23 protein-coding genes and 1 riboswitch are annotated in these 18,427 nt (G+C 69.5%); of the genes, 9 read left to right on the top strand and 14 right to left on the bottom strand.

Annotation, left to right across the window (positions count from 1 at the left end):
* Window positions 1–31 precede the first annotated feature (31 nt).
* Window positions 32–2,170: a glycogen debranching protein GlgX gene (gene glgX / locus ACZ6S0_RS03705; protein ID WP_465913027.1), complete on the bottom strand. Its 2,139-nt coding sequence runs from the start codon at window positions 2,168–2,170 to the stop codon at window positions 32–34.
* Between the two features lie 251 nt (window positions 2,171–2,421).
* Here glgX and ACZ6S0_RS03700 point away from each other — a divergent pair, with 251 nt between their 5' ends.
* The 3 genes from ACZ6S0_RS03700 to ACZ6S0_RS03690 all read left to right on the top strand — a co-directional run bounded on the left by ACZ6S0_RS03700 (window position 2,422) and on the right by ACZ6S0_RS03690 (window position 4,567).
* Window positions 2,422–2,973: a sigma-70 family RNA polymerase sigma factor gene (locus ACZ6S0_RS03700; RefSeq protein WP_465913026.1), complete on the top strand. Its 552-nt coding sequence runs from the start codon at window positions 2,422–2,424 to the stop codon at window positions 2,971–2,973.
* The gene (locus ACZ6S0_RS03695; RefSeq protein ID WP_465913025.1) at window positions 2,973–3,863 is read left to right on the top strand and encodes a maleylpyruvate isomerase family mycothiol-dependent enzyme; all 891 of its coding nucleotides are present in this window, start codon (window positions 2,973–2,975) and stop codon (window positions 3,861–3,863) included. Before ACZ6S0_RS03700 ends, ACZ6S0_RS03695 begins: the two co-directional genes overlap by 1 nt.
* Before the next feature lie 128 nt (window positions 3,864–3,991).
* Window positions 3,992–4,567: an HD domain-containing protein gene (locus tag ACZ6S0_RS03690; RefSeq protein ID WP_465913024.1), complete on the top strand. Its 576-nt coding sequence runs from the start codon at window positions 3,992–3,994 to the stop codon at window positions 4,565–4,567.
* 77 nt (window positions 4,568–4,644) lie between these two features.
* Here the strand turns inward: ACZ6S0_RS03690 and ACZ6S0_RS03685 are convergent, their stop codons facing one another.
* A complete protein-coding gene (locus ACZ6S0_RS03685; protein WP_465913023.1) occupies window positions 4,645–5,991 on the bottom strand; it encodes an ankyrin repeat domain-containing protein in 1,347 nt (448 codons plus the stop codon).
* Window positions 5,992–6,175: 184 nt separating this feature from the next.
* On the opposite strand from ACZ6S0_RS03685, the gene ACZ6S0_RS03680 reads away from it, so the two are divergent.
* Window positions 6,176–6,916, top strand: a complete 741-nt coding sequence (locus ACZ6S0_RS03680) for a DUF1707 SHOCT-like domain-containing protein (protein WP_465913022.1) — start codon at window positions 6,176–6,178, stop codon at window positions 6,914–6,916.
* Between the two features lie 100 nt (window positions 6,917–7,016).
* Here the strand turns inward: ACZ6S0_RS03680 and ACZ6S0_RS03675 are convergent, their stop codons facing one another.
* From ACZ6S0_RS03675 to ACZ6S0_RS03655, 5 genes are all read right to left on the bottom strand, one after another.
* Window positions 7,017–7,799, bottom strand: a complete 783-nt coding sequence (locus tag ACZ6S0_RS03675; protein ID WP_465913021.1) for a sirohydrochlorin chelatase — start codon at window positions 7,797–7,799, stop codon at window positions 7,017–7,019.
* Window positions 7,781–8,509, bottom strand: a complete 729-nt coding sequence (locus ACZ6S0_RS03670) for a phosphoadenylyl-sulfate reductase (RefSeq protein ID WP_344885877.1) — start codon at window positions 8,507–8,509, stop codon at window positions 7,781–7,783. Before ACZ6S0_RS03670 ends, ACZ6S0_RS03675 begins: the two co-directional genes overlap by 19 nt.
* Entirely contained in the window at window positions 8,506–8,676 is a 171-nt protein-coding gene (locus ACZ6S0_RS03665) for an Insertion element protein (RefSeq protein ID WP_344885874.1), read from the bottom strand. Before ACZ6S0_RS03665 ends, ACZ6S0_RS03670 begins: the two co-directional genes overlap by 4 nt.
* Window positions 8,673–10,361 carry a nitrite/sulfite reductase gene (locus ACZ6S0_RS03660; RefSeq protein ID WP_465913020.1) on the bottom strand — a complete coding sequence of 563 codons (1,689 nt, stop codon included), beginning with the start codon at window positions 10,359–10,361 and terminating at the stop codon, window positions 8,673–8,675. Before ACZ6S0_RS03660 ends, ACZ6S0_RS03665 begins: the two co-directional genes overlap by 4 nt.
* Window positions 10,362–10,464: 103 nt before the next feature.
* The gene (locus ACZ6S0_RS03655) at window positions 10,465–10,548 is read right to left on the bottom strand and encodes a putative leader peptide (RefSeq protein WP_465913384.1); all 84 of its coding nucleotides are present in this window, start codon (window positions 10,546–10,548) and stop codon (window positions 10,465–10,467) included.
* Window positions 10,549–10,850: 302 nt separating this feature from the next.
* Between ACZ6S0_RS03655 and ACZ6S0_RS03650 the strand changes: the two genes are divergently transcribed.
* The gene (locus tag ACZ6S0_RS03650) at window positions 10,851–11,201 is read left to right on the top strand and encodes a hypothetical protein (protein ID WP_465913019.1); all 351 of its coding nucleotides are present in this window, start codon (window positions 10,851–10,853) and stop codon (window positions 11,199–11,201) included.
* A 107-nt stretch (window positions 11,202–11,308) separates the two neighbouring features.
* On the opposite strand, the gene ACZ6S0_RS03645 is transcribed toward ACZ6S0_RS03650, so the two are convergent.
* The 7 genes from ACZ6S0_RS03645 to ACZ6S0_RS03615 all read right to left on the bottom strand — a co-directional run bounded on the left by ACZ6S0_RS03645 (window position 11,309) and on the right by ACZ6S0_RS03615 (window position 14,480).
* Entirely contained in the window at window positions 11,309–11,695 is a 387-nt protein-coding gene (locus tag ACZ6S0_RS03645) for a hypothetical protein (RefSeq protein ID WP_465913018.1), read from the bottom strand.
* 68 nt (window positions 11,696–11,763) lie between these two features.
* Window positions 11,764–11,976, bottom strand: a complete 213-nt coding sequence (locus tag ACZ6S0_RS03640; protein WP_465913017.1) for a DUF397 domain-containing protein — start codon at window positions 11,974–11,976, stop codon at window positions 11,764–11,766.
* 217 nt (window positions 11,977–12,193) lie between these two features.
* Window positions 12,194–12,490 (bottom strand): hypothetical protein, encoded by a 297-nt coding sequence (locus ACZ6S0_RS03635; protein WP_465913016.1) that lies wholly within the window; start codon window positions 12,488–12,490, stop codon window positions 12,194–12,196.
* A gap of 4 nt (window positions 12,491–12,494) precedes the next feature.
* Window positions 12,495–12,890 (bottom strand): hypothetical protein, encoded by a 396-nt coding sequence (locus ACZ6S0_RS03630; protein ID WP_465913015.1) that lies wholly within the window; start codon window positions 12,888–12,890, stop codon window positions 12,495–12,497.
* A 33-nt stretch (window positions 12,891–12,923) separates the two neighbouring features.
* On the bottom strand, window positions 12,924–13,784 hold the full coding sequence (locus tag ACZ6S0_RS03625) for a helix-turn-helix domain-containing protein (protein ID WP_465913014.1): 861 nt from the start codon (window positions 13,782–13,784) through the stop codon (window positions 12,924–12,926).
* Window positions 13,781–14,266 carry a DUF6879 family protein gene (locus ACZ6S0_RS03620; RefSeq protein ID WP_465913013.1) on the bottom strand — a complete coding sequence of 162 codons (486 nt, stop codon included), beginning with the start codon at window positions 14,264–14,266 and terminating at the stop codon, window positions 13,781–13,783. Before ACZ6S0_RS03620 ends, ACZ6S0_RS03625 begins: the two co-directional genes overlap by 4 nt.
* A gap of 19 nt (window positions 14,267–14,285) precedes the next feature.
* A complete protein-coding gene (locus ACZ6S0_RS03615) occupies window positions 14,286–14,480 on the bottom strand; it encodes a hypothetical protein (RefSeq protein WP_397036766.1) in 195 nt (64 codons plus the stop codon).
* A gap of 346 nt (window positions 14,481–14,826) precedes the next feature.
* On the opposite strand from ACZ6S0_RS03615, the gene ACZ6S0_RS03610 reads away from it, so the two are divergent.
* The 4 genes from ACZ6S0_RS03610 (at window position 14,827) to glyA (ending at window position 18,397) form a co-directional block, all read left to right on the top strand.
* Window positions 14,827–15,612 (top strand): TIGR03084 family metal-binding protein, encoded by a 786-nt coding sequence (locus ACZ6S0_RS03610; RefSeq protein WP_465913382.1) that lies wholly within the window; start codon window positions 14,827–14,829, stop codon window positions 15,610–15,612.
* A gap of 33 nt (window positions 15,613–15,645) precedes the next feature.
* A complete protein-coding gene (locus tag ACZ6S0_RS03605) occupies window positions 15,646–16,020 on the top strand; it encodes a YccF domain-containing protein (protein WP_465913012.1) in 375 nt (124 codons plus the stop codon).
* 59 nt (window positions 16,021–16,079) lie between these two features.
* Window positions 16,080–17,018 (top strand): YihY/virulence factor BrkB family protein, encoded by a 939-nt coding sequence (locus ACZ6S0_RS03600; protein ID WP_465913011.1) that lies wholly within the window; start codon window positions 16,080–16,082, stop codon window positions 17,016–17,018.
* Between the two features lie 20 nt (window positions 17,019–17,038).
* A riboswitch (ZMP/ZTP riboswitch) is annotated at window positions 17,039–17,121 on the top strand.
* Window positions 17,122–17,146: 25 nt separating this feature from the next.
* Window positions 17,147–18,397 carry a serine hydroxymethyltransferase gene (glyA, locus tag ACZ6S0_RS03595; protein ID WP_465913010.1) on the top strand — a complete coding sequence of 417 codons (1,251 nt, stop codon included), beginning with the start codon at window positions 17,147–17,149 and terminating at the stop codon, window positions 18,395–18,397.
* The last annotated feature ends 30 nt before the right edge of the window (window positions 18,398–18,427 follow it).

Genomic DNA, 18,427 nt, shown 5'->3' with positions numbered 1-18,427 from the left:
AGATCGAGGTCAGATCGAGGTCAGCTCAAGGTCAGCTCGAGGGTGGGGACTTGGCCTTGCGCGGACGGCGAAGGAGCTGGAGCGAGCGGGCCGTCACCGCGACCAGGCCGCCCGCCGGCCACCGCTCGTCGATGAAGACGTCCTCGACGGTGTCGCTCGTCGTGTCCAGCACCGGGATCCAGTCGCTCCCGAACTCCTCGCCCGGCAGCGTGAACGGCATGTTCTCGTGGTGCGCGTTGATCAGCAGCAGGAACGAGTCGTCCACGATCCGCTCCCCGCGCGGCCCCGGCTCGGTGATCGCCTCGCCGTTCAGGTACACCATGAGCGACTTCGCGTAGCTGATGTGCCAGTCGCCCGCCGTCATCTCGTGCCCGCCGGGCGTGAGCCACACCAGGTCGCGGGCGCCGTTGTCGGGATGGCGTCCGTGGAAGAAGCGACGGCGCTGGAAGACCGGGTGCTCGCTGCGCAGCTTCGACAGCGCGCGGACGAACTCCAGCAGGCCCGACTCGGCCTGCACCAGCGACCAGTCGACCCAGGCCAGCTCGTTGTCCTGGCAGTAGGCGTTGTTGTTGCCCCGCTGCGTGCGCCCGATCTCGTCGCCGTGCGACAGCATGGGCACGCCCTGCGACAGGAACAGCGTGGCCAGGAAGTTGCGGCGCTGGCGGCGGCGGAGCGTGACGATGGACGGGTCCTCGACGGGCCCCTCCGCGCCGCAGTTCCAGGACCGGTTGTCGTTGGTGCCGTCGCGGTTGTCCTCGCCGTTGGCCTCGTTGTGCTTGTGGTCGTACGAGACCAGGTCGTTGAGCGTGAAGCCGTCGTGGCAGGTGACGAAGTTGATCGAGGCGACAGGGCGGCGGCCGGAGGATTCGTACAGGTCGGCGGAGCCGGTCAGGCGGGAGGCGAACTCGGGCAGCGCCGAGTGGGTGCCCCGCCAGAAGTCGCGGACGATGTCGCGATATTTCCCGTTCCACTCCGTCCACAGGGGCGGGAAGTTCCCGACCTGATATCCGCCCGGCCCGACGTCCCACGGCTCCGCGATGAGCTTGACCTGCGAGATCACCGGGTCCTGCTGGATCAGGTCGAAGAACGCGCTCAGCCGGTCGACGTCGTGCAACTCCCTGGCCAGCGCCGAGGCCAGGTCGAACCGGAACCCGTCGACGTGCATCTCCAGCACCCAGTAGCGCAGCGAGTCCATGATGAGCTGCAGGGCGTGCGGCGAGCGTACGTTGAGCGAGTTTCCGCACCCGGTGTAGTCGAGGTAGTAGCGCCGGTCGCCGTCGTGCAGCCGGTAGTAGGCGGCGTTGTCGATGCCCCTGAACCCGAGCGTGGGCCCCATGTGGTCGCCCTCGGCGGTGTGGTTGTAGACCACGTCGAGGATGACCTCGATGCCCGCCTCGTGCAGCGCCCGCACCATGGCCTTGAACTCCAGCACCTGCTGCCCCCGCGTCCCCGCGCTGGAGTAGCGGCCGTGGGGCGCCAGGTAGGCCATCGTGTTGTAGCCCCAGTAGTTGGTCAGCCCGCGCGCCACCAGGAAGTGCTCGGGGATGTAGTGGTGCACCGGCATCAGCTCGACCGCCGTCACGCCGAGCGACAGCAGGTGCTCGATGATCGCCGGATGCCCCACCGCCGCGTACGTGCCCCGCAGATCGGGCGGCACGTCGGGGTGCCGCATGGTGAGCCCGCGCACGTGCGCCTCGTAGATCACGGTCTGGTGGTACGGGATGCGCGGCGGCCGGTCGTTGCCCCACTCGAAGAACGGGTTGACCACCACGTTCTTCGGCATGTAAGGCGCGCTGTCCTCGGTGTTGCGCCTGGTGGGATCGGTGAAGTAGTAGGGGAACAGCGCCTGGTTCCAGGTCAGCTCGCCGTCGATGGCCTTGGCGTAGGGGTCGAGCAGCAGCTTGGCCGGGTTGGACCGGTGACCGTGCGACGGCTCGTAAGGGCCGTGCACGCGATAGCCGTAACGCTGCCCCGGCTGGATGCCCGGCAGATAGCCATGCCAGACGAACCCGTCGACCTCGGGCAGCTCGACGCGCTCCTCGGAGCCGTCATCGTGGAAAAGGCACAGCTCGACCCGCTCGGCGACCTCGGAGAACACCGAAAAGCTGGTGCCCACGCCATCCCAGGTGCCGCCGAGTGGATAGGGCTCGCCCGGCCAGACCTCGCGCATGTGACCCGATTGTCGCACGCGGAGACACTTCTGGTCGCGCAACGGTCCGATCGCGCTCCGTCGTACGCGACGACTCCGGCGGAGTGCGGGCGACGCTCCCCGGCCACGCGGGCCACGCTCGCCGACCACATCGTGGCCCGAATGAGTCCCGGCGGGCGGTCATCCGGCTCTACATTTGCCGCGAATAATGACATGCTCGGGTCGCGGCGCCCCTGCCGCCTTGGTCCGGAAAACACGGGAGCGTGGTGCCAGTGGAGGCACCGTACGACGACCGCCTGTTACACCAGCGGGTGGTCGGCGGCGACGAGTCCGCGCTGGGCGAGATCTACGATCGGCTCTCCTCGCTGATCTTCGGTCTCTCCCTGAGGGTCACCAGGGACCGGGTGATCGCCGAGGACATCACGCAGGAGGTGTTCCTGGTCTTCTGGGAACGGCCGCTCGCCTACGACCCCGACCGGGGCACGCTGCGCGCCTGGCTGGCCACGATCGCGCACCGCCGCGCGGTCGACCACGTACGGGCCGAGGAGCGCAGGCGGGTGTCCGCCCTAGGACCCAGGCTGTTCGAGCGCGAACCCGCGAGACTGGAGGACGACGTCCTCGCCGCCGACGAGGCCGACCGGGTGCGTCAGGCGGTGACGTCCCTGCCCGAGGGGCTGCGGCAGGCGATCGAGCTGGCCTACTTCGGCGGGCGTACCTACCGGCAGGTCGGCGAGGAGCTGGGCGTGCCCGAGGGAACGGCCAAGTCGCGCATCCGGCTGGCGCTGCGACGCCTGGCGGACGCGCTGGCGGAGGAGGAAGTGTGATGGACGCCGTCGAGCGTCTCTACCTGGACGCGATGATGGAGGACCCGGCGGCGCCGGCCCACTCGTTGCGGCCCCAGCTCCTGGCCGGGGCCCGTGCCAGGCGCCGGCCCGCGGCCCACACCGCCGCCTGGGCGCAGCCGTACGCCGCCAGGGTGGCCGCCATGGACGCGCTGCTGACCTCCGCGGTCGACGACGACTGGTCGCGGGTGATCGTCGAGGGCTGGACGCTTCAGGAGCTGGTCGCGCACCTGGCCGCCAAGGACGGTCTCCTGGCCGCCTCCGTGGGCGCTCCCGTACTGGGTCCGCCGATTACGGCGGCCGACTCGCTGGGCCGTACGAGCGAGGTGCAGGCGTACGAGCGGGCCCGCAGCCCCGAGCAGACGCGGCGCGACTGGCGCGCCCAGGCCGACGCCCTCTGCCGCCACCTGGCCGACCTGCCCGCCACCACCCCGGCCACGCTGGACGGCATGGAGGTGTCGGTCAGCGACCACCTCCTGGCCAGAGGGCTGGAGACGTGGATCCACACGGCGGACGCGGCCAGGACGGCCCGGCTCCGCCTGCCCGACCCGATCGCCGAGCACATCCACCCCACGGCCGACCTGTGCGCCCGCCTGCTGCCCTGGACGATGCTCCTGTCCGGCCTGGACGGCGCCGGCCGCACGCTGCGCCTCACGCTGACGGGCGCGGGCGGCGGCGAGTGGCGGATCGCCCTGGGCGTGCGGGACGCGGCGCCCGGCGAGCCCGACGCCCACATCACGGCGGACGTGGTGGGGTTCTGCTTCCTGCTCGGCGGCAGGGGAGACCCGGCCGGCTTCCCCGCCGACCTGGCCGGAGACCTCTCGCTGGCCAGGGACGTCCTGACCGCGGCCCCCGCCTTCTCCGGCCCCTGAGCGGCTGAGCCCTGGGTCGCGTGAGCACGGGCGGGACGCCACGGGCTTGCCCTGGCGGGGCGTTCCCGGCGAAAGAGGGTCTCGTCGTCTAGGCTCTAGGGTCCGCACATGACGAGAGGGGGGTCCTCGTGGCGGACGACGTGACGGGTCTGGCCGGACTGTTCTACGAGTTCGGCCTGCTCAAGCGCTACAAGCGCACGGGGTGGCTGGTGGCGGGCGTACGCGATCCGGAGAGCATCGCGGAGCACTCGTTCCGCGCGGCCGTGATCGCCGCCGTGATCGCCAGGCTCGAGGGCGGTGATCCGGAGCGGGCCGCGTTCATGAGCCTGTTCCACGACACGCAGGAGACGCGCATCACCGATATCCCGTACATCGGTAAGCGTTATCTCCAACCGGCCTCCAACGAGGCCGTCACCGCCGACCAGGTACGCGGCCTGCCCGCCGAGGTGGCGGACATGCTGGGCGACGCCGTGGCCGAGTACGAGGAGAAGGCCAGCGTGGAGGCCGTCTGCGCGCGCGACGCCGACAAGCTGGAATGCCTCCTGCAGGCCGTCGAGTACCGCGAGCAGGGGCACCAGAACGTGCAGGGCTGGATCGACAGCTCGCTCGCCGCGATCACCACCACGACGGGCAAACGCCTGGCCGAGGAGGCCCTGAGCACGGGGACCCTCGACTGGGTGACCCGCGTGCTCAACGGCGACTGATCTGCCCGGCCCGGTCGGGAGCGGGCTGGGGGTGGCTGACGAGGTCTCGGCCGGGAGGAGGGGAGCGCCCGGCCAGGTCAGGAGGCGGCGGGGCGGCTGACCAGCTCTCTGGCGTAGTCGTCGTCGCTCTCCGCCAGCACCCGCTCGGCGCCCTGGGCGGCCCGCTCGTCGCCGCGGTCGGCCAGCCCGCGCGTGGCCTCGGCCACCGTACGCAGGTCGGTGTCGGACAGCCGGGCCGCCAGCGCCTCCCTGATCACCGGCGTGTCGGCGCTCAGCCCGGCCAGCCCGGCGGTGGCCCAGTCGCGGACCTCGGAGTCGTCGTCCCCGGTCATCGCGATCAGCAGCGCCAGCCCCTCCTCGTGCTCGGGCGGCAGCACGTCGGCCAGCGCGATCGGGTCGGTCATCGTGCGCTTGTGGCCGGGCCGCCCGACGATGTCCAGCACGTACGGCAGCGCCCGCGGGTCGCCCTGGTGCCCGAGCGCCGAAAGCACCGAGCGCAGCACCTGCGGGTTGCCCTCCGTGGTGACCATCTTCTGCAACAGCGGCAGGGTCCGGTCGAGGTACGGCTTCTCGCCGTCGGAGAACCCGAACTGGGCGATCGCGTCCACGCCGAACTCCCGCTCCCTGGCGTCCTCGCTCACGCACAGCGCGGCCAGCGCCTCGAACGTCTCCTCGTCGGCCCGCTTGCCCAGCGCGTCGGCCACGATCCACCAGGTCTCGGCGTCCTCGTCGATGTCGCGGTGCGCCAGGGCCCGCGCCACCAGCCGTTCGACCGGGGTGTGGCCGCCGGACGCCTCCTCCAGCAGGGTCGCGATGGCGGCGTGGCCGCGCTGGGCCTGCACTTGCTCGCCCTCGGAGCCATCGGCCGCGCGCCCGGCCACCGTGACCAGCTCGGTGCCGTCCTTGGCGTACTGGCGGGCCACGACGTACTCCCAGCCGTCCTTCTCGATCTGGTCGAGCAGCGCGCTCTCCAGGTGCACGCCCACCCAGTCGACGGCGATCTCCAGCGGCGTGTCACCGTCGCCGTCGTACTTCTCGTGGTCGGCGCCCGCCTCCAGCAGCGTCCGCACCACGCCCAGGGCGCCGCGCCTGGCGGCCAGCGTGAGCGGGGTGTCGCCGTCGTCGTTGGTCGCGTCGACCTCGGCGCCTGCCTCGATCAGCACCTTGGCGACGGCGGCCTGGCCGTTGGCGGCGGCCCACAGCAGCGCCGTCCAGCCGCCGTCCTCCCGGCCGTTGACGTCGGCACCGCCCGCCAGCAGCGCGCCCGCCACCTCCGTACGGTCCCAGGCGGCGGCCGCGCACAGCGGCAGGCCCGCCTCCTCGCCCTCGCTGGGGGTGTTGGGGTCGGCGCCACTGGCCAGCAGCTTGCCCACGGTCTCGGTCTCGCCGTTCAACGCCGCGCGGTAGAGCTGTTCCTCATGCATGACAGGGACCCTAGCCTGGTCCGGCCGCGCCCCGGACCACGCCAGGGCCCCGTGTCATGGCGTGGTACGCGCCCCACCCCCGAAGTGGTTCAGACTCCTCCGGGAACGTGCATGTTTCGATGGATGGCCCGATTCCTTCCCAAGGAGGAGCTGTAATCCGGCCAAGACGCGATATGTTGCGAGTATGACTGAACCGGGGGAGATCCGCGCGTCGGACGCCGAGCGCGAGGCCGTCGTCGAGCAGCTCCGGGTCGCCTCGGTCGAGGGCCGGCTCACCCTCGTCGAGCTGACCGACCGCACCGAGGCCGCCTACACCGCGACCACCCATGCCGAGCTGGCCCTGCTCACCCAGGATCTGCCCGCGGGCGCCGTGTCCGCCCCGGTGTCCGCCCCCGGGCCCGCCCCCGCCCCGCGTCCCGAGGGCAGGAAGCGGCGGTGGTTCGTCGGCGTCATGGGCGACTCCAAACGGCGCGGCACCTGGCGGATCGAGCAGGAGCTGGGCGCGGTCGCGGTGATGGGCGACGTCCTGCTCGACCTGCGCGAGGCCGAGGTGCGTACGAACCAGGTGGACATCCTGGCCGTCTCCGTCATGGGCGACGTGAAGATCATCGTGCCCGACGGGGTGTACGTCGACCTCGACGGCATGGCGATCATGGGCGACAAGAAGGTCGACGTCCAGCAGGCGCCCCCCGGCATGAACGTTCCCGTGGTGCGGGTGCAGGCGTACGCGGTGATGGGCGACGTCAAGGTGATCGGCGACGCGCAGGCCCAGCCGCTGCAGCGCGGGTTCGCGGCCTGGCGCGAGCACTGGCGGCGGATGCACGGCGACGACTGGCGGCAGCTCGGCCGCCAGCTTCGCGCGGAGGGCCGTGAGCTGCGCAGACAGCTCAACGACGACCGCCGCGGCCTCCACGGCGGCCACTGACCCCGGCAAGCCGCCCACGGCCAGCTCAGCCCCCGGGACGCCCCGCTCAGCCCTCAGGACGCCCGCTCAGGCCCCCGGGACGCCCGCTCAGGCTCGTGGGTCACCCCGCGAGCGACACAGGCTCCGGCTGCCGCAGCGCCGCCGTGTACCGCTCCAGCAGCACCTCCACCAGCTCGGGAGCCGCCCCGAGCACGTCGGCCACGACCTCGGCGCCCGCCTCCAGCGTCTCGCGCCGCACCTTGTCGGCGAAGTATCCAGGAGCCAGCAGGTACGGCGCCACCACCACCCGCGGCGCCCCGGCCCTCAGCAGCTCCGCCACCGCGGCGGCCGGGGTGGGACCGGCGGCGGAGGCGTACGCGGGCGTCACGGTCCACCAGCCCGACCGCCGCCACGCCCGCGCCGTCTCCGCGACCACCCCGTTGGCCCGCGCGTCGCTCGAACCCGCCGACACCAGCACCACGGCCGTGTCCGGATCGCCCGCCGGCACACCCGCCTCGCCCAGCCGCCGTTCCAGCGCCGGCAGCAGCAGGGGGTGCGGGCCCAGCGTGTGGCCGTAGCTCACCCGCAGCCGGGGGTCGCGCGCGCGGGCCTCGTTGAGCGCCGCCGGCAGGTCCACCCGGCTGTGGTACGCCTCGGTGAGCAGCAGCGGCAGCACCACGGCCGCCCGCAGCCCGCCCAGGGCCTGCCCCAGCGTCGGGGCGCAGTGATCCAGGTACGCCACCCGCACGTCCAGCGGCACCTGGTCGAGCAACGCGGCCACGGTGGCGGCGGCGCGAGGGTCTCGCGACCCGTGCGCCACCGCCACCAGTGGCACGCGGCCGGGGGCCGCCCCGCCTGCCAACGGGACGGGTCCCCCGCTGGGGATCACAGGTGAATGCCGCATTCGACCTTCCCCAGGCCCGCCCAGCGTCCGCTGCGCGGATCCTCTCCCTCCGCGACCTGCCGCGTGCACGGCCCGCAGCCGATCGAGGGGTAGTTGTCGTAGTGCAACGGGTTGATCAGCACCCCGTTGTCGGCGATGTAGTTGTCGACGTCGTCCTGTGTCCAGGAGGCGATCGGGTTGACCTTCACCATCTGCCGCTTGGCGTCCCACTCCACGACCTTGGTGCCGGTGCGGCTGGGCGACTCGTCGCGGCGGATGCCGGAGATCCACGCCAGGTACGGCTCGAGCGCCCGGTTGAGCGGCTCCACCTTGCGCAGGTAGCAGCACAGGTCGGGGTTGCGGCCGAACAGGCGCGGGCCGAGGTCGCGGTCTTGCTCCTCGACCGTGCGGGACGGCTTGATGTCGATCACGTTGACGTCATAGACCTGCCGCACGGCGTCACGGGTGCCGATCGTCTCGGCGAAATGGTAACCGGTGTCGATGAACAGCACGTCGACGCCGGGCTTGACCCTGCTCACCAGGTCGATGAGCAGGGCGTCGCTCATCGAGGAGGTCAGGCACAGCCGGTCGCCGAACGTCGCCGCCGCCCAGCGGATGATCTCGCGGGCGGGGGCGTCGTCCAGGAACCTGGCGGCGGACTCGACGATGTCCTGCAGGTCGAGCGCGCCGCGCTGCTCCCGCAACCCGACCTCGAGGTCGACGAGCGTCATATCTTCACTCCGATTCCCAGGAATTTCAGCTTGAAGGCACGAGCGCAGGCGCGGCAGTACCAGCCGCCTCCCGCCGCGGACCCCGGGACGTTCGGCTCGCCCTCGTAGGGCTCGAGGTCTTCGTCACCGCAGTAGGGGCAGTGAAAGGGAACCGCTCGTGTGGTCATTTCAGATCGGCCTCGTCTGCTCGCTGGACCCAGTCGGCGAACGACTCGCCCTCTTTCTTCTGGCTGTCGTAGTTGGACACGACCCGCGCCACGTAGTCGGGCAGCGCCTTGGCCGTGGTCTTGAGCCCGCGTACTTTGCGGCCGAACCCCGCGTTGACCCCCAGGGAACCGCCCAGGTGGATCTGGAAGCCCTCGACCTGGTCGCCGTTCTCGTCCACGACGAGCTGGCCCTTCAGCCCGATGTCGGCGACCTGGATGCGGGCGCAGGAGTTGGGGCACCCGTTGACGTTGATGGTCAGCGGCTCCTCGAAGGCGGGCAGCCGCCGCTCCAGCTCGTCGATCAGGTCCATCGCGGTGGCCTTGGTCTCGACGATGGCGAGCTTGCAGTACTCGATGCCGGTGCAGGCCATCGTCTGGCGGCGGAACGTGGACGGCTTGACCTGCAGGTCGACGGCCTCCAGCGCGGCCACGATCGAGTCGACCCGGTCGGGCGCGACGTCGAGGACGACCATCTTCTGCTCGACCGTCGTGCGGACCCGGTCGGAGCCGTGCCGCTCGGCAATGTCGGCGATCGCGTGCAGCTTGTCGCCGTCGAGCCGGCCCACCTTGGGTGCGAAGCCGACGTAGAAGTTGCCGTCCTTCTGCGGGAACACGCCGACGTGGTCGCGGCGGCTGCCGCGCGGCAGCTCTGGCGCGGGCCCGTCGGGCAGTTGCTCCTTGAGGTATTCCGTCTCCAGGACCTCACGAAACCGCTCCGGGCCCCAGTCGTTGACCAGGAACTTGATCCGCGCCCGGTGCCGCAGCCGCCGGTAGCCGTAGTCGCGGAAGACGCCGACCACGCCCTCGTAGACGTCGGCCGCCTGCTCCGGCCGGACGAACACGCCCAGCCGCTTGCCCAGCATCGGGTTGGTGGACAGGCCGCCGCCCACCCACAGGTCGTAACCCGTCTCGCCGTGCTCGTTGACCACGCCGACGAAGGCCACGTCGTTGATCTCGTGCACCGTGCAGTGCGCCGGGCAGCCGCTCAGCGCCGACTTGAACTTGCGCGGCAGGTTCGAGAACGCCGGGTTGCCCACGACCCGCTCGTTGATCTCCCAGATCTGCTCGGTGGCGTCGAGCACCTCGTCGGAGTCGATCCCGGCCAGCGGGCAGCCCAGGATCACCCGCGGGGTGTCGCCGCACGCCTCGGTGGTGGACAGGCCCACCGCCTCCAGACGCTCCCAGATGTCGGGCACCGACTCGATCTCGATCCAGTGGAGCTGGATGTTCTGCCGGTCGGTCAGGTCGGCCGTGCCGCGGCCGTATTCGTTGGAGATGTCGGCGATCGTACGGAGCTGGGCCAGGTCGAGCTGGCCGCCGTCGATGCGCACGCGCAGCATGAAGTAGCGGTCGTCGAGCTCCTCCGGCTCGAGGATCGCGGTCTTGCCACCGTCGATGCCCGGCTTGCGCTGGGTGTAGAGGCCGTACCAGCGCATGCGGCCACGCAGGTCGGCCGGGTCGATCGAGTCGAAGCCCCGCTTGGAGTAGACGTCGATGATGCGCTGGCGGACGTTGAGGCCGTCGTCGTTCTTCTTGTTCTCTTCGTTCTTGTTGAGCGGCTCACGGTAACCGAGAGCCCACTGGCCTTCGCCGCGCGGGCGTTTGTGGTGCCGGCTGGCAGGAGTGCGGCTGGCAGGGGTGCTCATTGCGCGTCCTTCGGATCATGGGCGCGCGCAGCGTCCTCCTGCCTCGTCATCGAGTGCAGGGCTGGATGGTGGAGTGCGACGCGCTCAGCGGAAAAGATGTGGATTAGCGGGCGTCGCAACAGAGGGCACTGCGGACACGCTGAAGGTCGACGTGGCGTCGACCGACGAGCATGGGGTCCGCTGGCATGCTTCGAGATTACTCCGGCTGTCCGGGATGTCCAAGACGGGGTCCAGAGTGTGGGATAGTGTCAGCCGCCCGATCCCGCCCACGGGGCCTCCTGCGGGCCGCCTGAGGGCCCTCTGGCGGCCTTCTGGCGGGTTTCTTACCGTCCAGGCTTCTCGGGCGTCCGGGCTCAGCCCTGGCGCGGCCAGTCGAGGTCCGACTCCTCGGGCCGCGGGTCCTCCTGGTGCTGGCAGTAGCACTGAACAAATACCCATAACATCCGTTGCATGTCCAAAACGGACATTCAGGCATGAAGGGTATTGCCGGTGCATGCGCTGCTCGCCATCCGTCTGTCGGTCATGACCGACGAGACCACCAGCCCAGAGCGTCAGCTCGCTTGGACCTCAGGAGAAGCCGGGCGGCGCGGTTGGTCCGAACAGTTCAGCCCGGCCACCGAGCAACCTGCCACCGAGACGGCTGTCACGGAGAACGCCGTGCGGGCGTTCCTGACCACCCCGGCCGGAACTGAGATGCTTCAGGAGATCCTCATGTCCATGATGGCCAAGCAGGCTGCAGCCAGCGCTCCCCAGGAAGGTGCGGCGGCCAAGGCTCCTCGCAGGAGCCGGGCCAAGGCCACGCCTGAGGTGCTGTTCCAGGCCCCTGAGGTAGCGGCGTAGCCGTTGGGCAACACGGCCCCCGGCTTCACGGTCGGGGGCCAATCTCATCTGTACGTCAACCTCGTACGTGAATTCGGTGACGTACGCGAGGACCGGCCTGCGCCGCTCTAGCGGACCATCGGGCACGGATGGTCCACATGACGGTTCGGGCAACAGATCACGCCCACGGCGATGAAACGCCCGCCGTGCAGCCATTCACCCCACTGGACATCCACACCACCGGGCAGCACATCAGCGGCCCCCGCCAGGCGATGCAGCAGGGGGATCACATCACTGTCCGGGCGATGCAGGGCATACGTGTTTCCCATCCACTCACCGGCCTTGGCCGCGTCGTCGAACGTCTCAGCGATCCTCGACCGTGGCTTGGCCAGCCAGTCTCCCGTCCGTAGCGGCGGCAGTGGAGAGGTGGCGAAGTCAGGTGAGCCGGGACGGCGCTCGGCCTCGCGCTTGAGGTCCTGCCCGATCCCGAGCCACGTGTAGCCGTGCCAGTGCATGACTCCCCATACAGTCGAAGGAGGCGGCCCCTGCCTGATTCAGGCGGGCAGGGGCCGCCGATGGCGTACTAGATGGTGCTCATCCCAGCGGCGCGAAGCTCGGCACCGGTGAACCGGAGTGTCCCGGCGTCCGGGTTCTTCGAGTCCCGCAGGGCGAACACGTCGCCCATGCCGGGAATCGGCGCGATCTCCACGCAGGTGTCCATCTCCTCCTCCTGCTGGTTGCCGCCGCACAGGCGGCGGAACTCCAGGGCTCCGAGATCCTTCGCGTACAGATCCATCTGCCTGCCCTCCTTCACCCGGGCCGGGCGGCCCGAGGTGGTGACACGGCTGGTGACGGGGTTCGCAGCCACCAGTCGCGCGTCTGTGTACCGGGAGCCCTGGCCGGGATTGGACGTGGTGTGAGCCAGGCGACCAGGGCTCCCGCCCCAGCGGGGAAGATCGCTGGGGGTACTGCACCCCGGCTGAGAGCGGCACAACGTACTTGGCCGGGAGGGTTTAGGGAGCGCAGCTAAATTGACCTTCGTAGGGCGTTTGCACGTCCTTCAACCACTCGGCGCGGATGATCTCTGCTAACGCCTTCGCGTCTTCCGTCTCCCTGAACTCCCGGGACGGGTAGGCCACGCCATCGCGGGCGGGCAGCCGGGGATCGAGACGCCAACGACCGCCCTGGTCGTGGATGGAGAACGCCTTGATGCACCCGAGCATGCCGTACTGGGTCCGCTTGTCACGGACGACCCAGACGAGTTCGGGAACGTGGACGGCTGCGCGGCGGGCCGTCTTGCTGGAGCCCACTAGCTCACCCCGCGTTCTGCGCGACCAGCACGCCCACACGTTGCGGCTGGTCGGGTGAGACGACCTCCACCCTGCTGGCCTGGGGCTCGCCGTCCGCCCCGACACTCGGCAACTCCACCATGTAGCTACCGGAACGCGGCCCGATGGACACCGTCGCCACCCTCCATCCGGCGTCAGCGAAGATGGTGAGCTGCGGCGGATGCCACAGCGTCTCGGCGCTGCCGTAGGGCTTGACCTCGCACCGGTCGGCACGACGCCTGATCAGTTCCGCGTGGATACCGCGCGCCCTCAGGTGCGTGATGACGCGGTTAAGGGCAGCGTTCTGCCCTGTGGCCGCTTCTTCGGTGATCGGCTGACAGAGCAGATCAGCGTCCGATCCTCTTGTGTGTGTGCCCGCCATGCATCGACCGTAGGCAGCCTGATCAGGGACCTTCTACAGGGAGTCACGTTCTCGCATAAAGCCGCTCGCTACCTCTGCCAAGAATGCCCGTACACGGTCGCCGTGCCAGGCATGGCCAGCGAAGAAATCGAATAGCTCTGCGTAATATCCGGTGTCCTTGGGATCACGAAGGACGATGTCGCCGGTGAAGGTCTCCACCGTAACCAGACGATCGTCGTACAAGGTGAAGCCGTTCAACGGACCGTCCGTGACGTGCGCGGCGAGGGGCAGGATGCTGAGGGTGACGGTTGGCAGGCGAGACAGGCTTGCCAACCGGTCTGTCTGGAGGGCCATGACGGAAGCCGGACAGAGTTTCCAACGCAGCGCCGACTCGGTGAGCAAAAAATGGAAACGCTTGGAGGGGTCATGCAAGACCGCCTGACGCTCCAGCTTGATCGCCATGGCGCGTGAAACATCGCCGCTCATGGGCATGACGGGTGTGCTCATGGCAGCCCGCATGTATTCAGGAGTCTGAAGGAGCCCCGTAATCATCGACGGCAGGAAGAACCGCATACGAGAGGCCCCGGCCTCCAGCGAACGGATCTCGCCCTGGAGATGATGCAGTCCTCTGCGAACCGAGGCGCGAATATCACGGAACTCCGTATTGGCGACCCTGGCCAGATGAAGAAGCTGGTCGGCCGTCTTCCGGTCCACATCAAGGGCCTGGAGAATGCGCTCGACATCGGCCAGGCTCGGCAGGACTTTGCCGTTCTCGATCCGAGAGACCTTGGACTGGCTCATGTTGACCCGGCGGGCCAGACGTTCTCCGGAAAGGCCGGTAGCGGTGCGCAGAGTTCGCAGTGCGTCCGCAAGGTCTTGCCTGTGCTGTCCGGCCTGACTCGGATCTACCTTCACGCTTGGTAGTAGTCCACGAAAGGCGTAGAAGTCTCAAGGGCCAGGCACTTCCACTCGACGTACCGCGTGATGTCGGCGGCGTCGAGCAGTTCCCTGCCTATCTGCGTGCCGTCGTCGCGGTAGTGCATGAGGACGACATGAGTGTCGTCGAACAGGAAGAAGTCCTGTGCTGGTAGACCGGGGTCGGGCATGGTTGCCAGATCCAGGATGCGAATGTCCTCCCCGACCTGAACGTTGAACACATACCCCCATTCGGCCTCGTAGCGAATGTACGAAGACAGGGGAGAGGTGACAACGTGGACCCGTTGCACGCTCTTGCCCGACTGCACGGCCTGAGCCACGGTGTCCAACCAGGGGTACCAGAGATCGGCCGGGGGCTTCTCGCCTTCCAGGAACCGCCGGAACTCGTCTTCCTCGTCCGGCATGGTGTAGAGATCTCTGGTTTCCAGACGGAACACGGACCGGCGGAAGTCGCGGAACATGCGCGACCAGTCGTTGCCCTCAAGCCAAGTCGGCATGTGCGGCCTTGAGAAGCACGGTGAGGGGGATTTCGACCATGGTCTCCCCATCGGGTAGGGCCAGGCCGTGATCGGTGACCGTGTAGCCCTGTACGGCGATTGTGCCTCGATCCGTTGCGTAGATCTTGGGACAGTCCCCGCTCTTGCAGTCGTCGTCAGCGATCAGTCTGAGCCGCATGAGCCCCGCCCTTCCTAGTCACGTTCGTGACTGGGACGCTAGGTGAGCCCCTGGCTCCGGATCAAGCCTCATGCGCGTTCACGCATAGGCTCAGGGCGGTGGCCGCGCCCATGGCGCCTCGGTCCTGGCTAGCCCTGGCGGAGCCAGTTCACGACCGGCTCAGACTCGTGCTCCTCCCGATCGTCGGGCGCGCTATCCTCGTGGCGGGTTTTCGTCTGGTGCTGGCAGTCGCACCAGGAGCCGCCACGGCAGTCCTCGTGCCGCTTGTCCTTGCAGCTCTCACAGATCACATTTCGCATTATTCTCCCGGAACGTTGCTCTGGTTAGGCTGGCGCGCGTGGACCTCATGGCGGAATTACTCGGTGACCTGCGCGCGGAGACGGAGTCCTTCGCGGCGCTGCTCCAGCCACTCGGCGACGGCGACTGGGAGCGGCCCACGCCCGCGGTGGGATGGGCGATCCGCGACCAGGTGAGCCATCTGGCCTGGTTCGACGACGCCGCCGTGCTGGCGGCCACCGACCCGGCCGCCTACCACGCCTCGGTGGCGGGCATGCGCTCGGTCGACGAGATCGCGGTCCGGTCGCGCGGGATGCCGCCCGGCGAGCTGCGCGCCTGGTTCCTGGCGTCGCGGGCCAGGAGCCTGGAGGTGTTCGCCACGCTGGGCGCCCGCGACCGGCTGCCGTGGTTCGGACCGGACATGTCGGCCGCCTCGTTCGTCACCGCGCGGCTCATGGAGACGTGGGCGCACGGCCAGGACGTGGCCGACGCGCTCGGCGTCACCAGGGAGCCGACGGCCCGGCTGCGGCACGTGGCCATGCTGGGGTTCAGGGCCCGCCCGTACAGCTTCGCCGCGCGGGGGCTGCCCGTGCCGACCGACCCCGTACGCGTGGAGCTGGCCGTGCCGGGCGGCGGCACCTGGACGGCGGGGCCGCCGGAGGCGTCCGGCGTCGTACGCGGGAGCCTGCTCGACTTCTGCCTCGTCGTCACCCAGCGCATCCACCTGTCGGACACCGGCCTGGAGCTGACCGGCGAGCCCGCGCGGGCCTGGATGGAGATCGCGCAGGCGTTCGCCGGGCCTCCTGGGCAGGGGCGAAGCCCCAAGTCAGGGGAATATCAGGGGCATACCGGATGACGCGTACGGCATGATCCGTGACATCCTGTGAGCATGCGCACAATCCTGAACGTCATCTGGCTGGTGTTCGCGGGAGTCTGGCTGGCCATCGGGTATGCCCTGGCCGGGATCATCTGCTGCATCCTCATCGTCACGATCCCGTTCGGCATCGCCTCGTTCAGGATCGCCGCCTACGCGCTGTGGCCCTTCGGCCGCACCGTCGTACGTGACCCGGACGCCGGTGTGTTCTCCCTGCTGGGCAACGTCATCTGGTGCGTCGTCGCCGGCATCTGGCTCGCCATCGGCCACGTCATCACCTCGATCCCCCTGTTCATCTCCATCATCGGCATCCCCATGGGCGTGGCCAACCTCAAGCTCATCCCCGTCTCCCTCCTCCCGCTGGGCGCACGCATCGTGGACAACGACTGAGCACAGGTGATGGGACGTAAGCTGTCCCGGAGACTCACTGCGAAATACCGTTGGGTGCCATGACGTCCACCGAAGCGCCTCCCCGAGCCAAGCGCGGGCTCGTCTCCAACGCCCGCGCCAGGCTGACCTGGGTGCTCGACACCAAGTCGTGGGCGACCGTGCGCGCGGCCACGAACGCCGGCGTCACCTACCGCGTCACCGGCCTGGCCGGTGAGGCCGCGTTCTTCGCGCTGCTGTCGCTGCCCCCGTTCGTGCTGGGCCTGATCGGCGTGCTGGGCAAGCTCGGCACCTGGCTCGGGCCCGGCGTGGTCACCCAGGTGAAGACGTGGGTGATCGAGCAGGCGGGGCTGCTGTTCACCGACGACGCCGTCAACAAGGTGATCAACCCGCTCATCACCGACGTGCTCAGCGACGACGCGGGCAAGGTGTCGATCATCTCGCTGGGCTTCCTGCTGTCGCTCTGGTCCGGCTCCCGGGCCCTGTACGTCTTCGTCGACCTCATCTCGGTCGCCTACGGGCTGGGGGAGGAGCGCGGCATCATCCGCACCCGGCTGATGTCGTTCGGCCTCTACGTCATCGGCCTGCTCGTCGGGATCATCGTCATGCCGATCCTCGTCGTCGGTCCCACGCTGATCAGAGACGCGCTCCCCGCCGACTACGGCGTCCTGATCGACGTGCTCTACTGGCCGATCGTCATCGTCGGCTCGGTGCTGTTCCTGACCGTGCTCTACCACGTCAGCGTCCCCGTGCGCACGAAGTGGTACCGCGAGCTGCCCGGGGCCATCCTGGCGCTGTTCCTGTGGATCGTGTGCGCGGCGGTGCTGCGCGCGGTGCTGGCCGCGTGGTTCTCGCCCGTCTCGGTGTACGGCTCGCTGGCCGCCCCCATCGCGCTGCTGCTCTGGCTCTACATCACGGCGCTGGCCGTGCTCATCGGGGCCATACTCAACGCCGAGGTGGATCGGCTCTGGCCCGGCGTGAGCCGTACGTCGCAGGGCTGACCTCAGGCCCGATAGGGTGCTAGGCGAGACGCGACTGGCGCATTGGGTGGGATCGACCACCAGGGAGCGGAGGGAGCGGAGGCCGTGCGCCTGGGTCTTCGCAGATCGTCAATGATGACAGGAGAGTCATGGGTTCTCTCGCCAGCGTCGACCCGCAGATCGCCGAGCTCATCAAGGCGGAGGAGCGTCGTCAGGCTGACACCGTCAAGCTGATCGCGTCCGAAAACTACGTGTCCAAGGCCGTGCTCGAGGCCACCGGCACCGTGCTGACCAACAAATACTCCGAGGGCTACGCGGGCAAGCGCTACTACGAGGGCCAGCAGGTCATCGACCAGATCGAGACCCTGGCGATCGAGCGCGCCAAGTCGCTGTTCGGCGTCAACCACGCCAACGTCCAGCCCTACTCCGGCTCGCCCGCCAACCTCGCCGTCTACATGGCCTTCCTGCAGCCCGGCGACACCGTGATGGGCATGGGCCTGCCGTTCGGCGGCCACCTGACCCACGGCTGGTCGGTCTCGGCCACCGGCAAGTGGTTCACCCCGGTCCGCTACGGCGTACGCAAGGACACCGGGCGCATCGACCTCGACGAGGTCCGCGCGCTCGCGCTGGAGCACCGGCCCAAGCTGATCTTCTGCGGCGGCACCGCGATCCCGCGCACGATCGACTTCGAGGGCTTCGCGTCGATCGCCCGCGAGGTCGGCGCCGTGCTGGCGGCCGACATCGCCCACATCGCGGGCCTGGTCGCCGGCGGCGCCCACCCGTCCCCGGTCGGTCACGCCGACGTGATCTCCACGACCACCCACAAGACCCTGCGCGGCCCGCGCGGCGCCATGCTCATGGCCACGGCCGACGAGCACGCCACGGCGCTCAACAAGGCGGTCTTCCCCGGCCTGCAGGGCGGCCCCCACAACCACACCACCGCCGCCATCGCCGTCGCGCTGCACGAGGCCGCCCAGCCGGCCTTCCGCGACTACGCCCACCAGATCGTGCGCAACGCCAAGGCCCTGGCCGACGAGCTGGGCTCGCGCGGCTTCGACCTCGTCTCCGGCGGCACCGACAACCACCTGATCCTGCTCGACCTCACGCCCAAGGGCATCGGCGGCAAGCCGGCCGCGCAGGCGCTCGACCGCGCCGGGCTGGAGACCAACTACAACACGGTGCCCTTCGACACCCGCAAGCCCTTCGACCCCTCGGGCATCCGCATCGGCACGCCGTCGGTCACCTCGCGCGGCATGGGCGAGGCGGAGATGCGGCAGATCGGCGCCTGGATGGACGAGGTCGTCACGGCCCTGGCCAAGGGCGACGCCGAAGACGTCATCACCCGGGTCCACCACGAGGTCAGCGAGCTGACGGCCCAGTTCCCCACCCCTGGCCTGTAACGACCCGGGGCCGCGAAGTGCCCTCCCACC

Source organism: Nonomuraea sp. NPDC051298 (genome assembly GCF_055586305.1).
The sequence above is the reverse complement of the archived record's forward strand: the minus strand, read 5'-3'. Positions and strand labels throughout refer to the sequence as shown.

Bases quoted from the DNA above. Each gene is read 5' to 3' on its own strand.
- glgX (WP_465913027.1), bottom strand. From the start codon at position 2,170: ATGCGCGAGGTCTGGCCGGGCGAGCCCTATCCACTCGGCGGCACCTGG.
- ACZ6S0_RS03695 (WP_465913025.1), top strand. From the start codon at position 2,973: ATGGACGCCGTCGAGCGTCTCTACCTGGACGCGATGATGGAGGACCCG.
- ACZ6S0_RS03685 (WP_465913023.1), bottom strand. From the start codon at position 5,991: ATGCATGAGGAACAGCTCTACCGCGCGGCGTTGAACGGCGAGACCGAG.
- ACZ6S0_RS03680 (WP_465913022.1), top strand. From the start codon at position 6,176: ATGACTGAACCGGGGGAGATCCGCGCGTCGGACGCCGAGCGCGAGGCC.
- ACZ6S0_RS03675 (WP_465913021.1), bottom strand. From the start codon at position 7,799: ATGCGGCATTCACCTGTGATCCCCAGCGGGGGACCCGTCCCGTTGGCA.
- ACZ6S0_RS03670 (WP_344885877.1), bottom strand. From the start codon at position 8,509: ATGACGCTCGTCGACCTCGAGGTCGGGTTGCGGGAGCAGCGCGGCGCG.
- ACZ6S0_RS03665 (WP_344885874.1), bottom strand. From the start codon at position 8,676: ATGACCACACGAGCGGTTCCCTTTCACTGCCCCTACTGCGGTGACGAA.
- ACZ6S0_RS03660 (WP_465913020.1), bottom strand. From the start codon at position 10,361: ATGAGCACCCCTGCCAGCCGCACTCCTGCCAGCCGGCACCACAAACGC.
- ACZ6S0_RS03655 (WP_465913384.1), bottom strand. From the start codon at position 10,548: ATGCCAGCGGACCCCATGCTCGTCGGTCGACGCCACGTCGACCTTCAG.
- ACZ6S0_RS03645 (WP_465913018.1), bottom strand. From the start codon at position 11,695: ATGCACTGGCACGGCTACACGTGGCTCGGGATCGGGCAGGACCTCAAG.
- ACZ6S0_RS03640 (WP_465913017.1), bottom strand. From the start codon at position 11,976: ATGGATCTGTACGCGAAGGATCTCGGAGCCCTGGAGTTCCGCCGCCTG.
- ACZ6S0_RS03630 (WP_465913015.1), bottom strand. From the start codon at position 12,890: ATGGCGGGCACACACACAAGAGGATCGGACGCTGATCTGCTCTGTCAG.
- ACZ6S0_RS03620 (WP_465913013.1), bottom strand. From the start codon at position 14,266: ATGTTCCGCGACTTCCGCCGGTCCGTGTTCCGTCTGGAAACCAGAGAT.
- ACZ6S0_RS03615 (WP_397036766.1), bottom strand. From the start codon at position 14,480: ATGCGGCTCAGACTGATCGCTGACGACGACTGCAAGAGCGGGGACTGT.
- ACZ6S0_RS03610 (WP_465913382.1), top strand. From the start codon at position 14,827: ATGGCGGAATTACTCGGTGACCTGCGCGCGGAGACGGAGTCCTTCGCG.
- ACZ6S0_RS03605 (WP_465913012.1), top strand. From the start codon at position 15,646: ATGCGCACAATCCTGAACGTCATCTGGCTGGTGTTCGCGGGAGTCTGG.
- ACZ6S0_RS03600 (WP_465913011.1), top strand. From the start codon at position 16,080: ATGACGTCCACCGAAGCGCCTCCCCGAGCCAAGCGCGGGCTCGTCTCC.
- glyA (WP_465913010.1), top strand. From the start codon at position 17,147: ATGGGTTCTCTCGCCAGCGTCGACCCGCAGATCGCCGAGCTCATCAAG.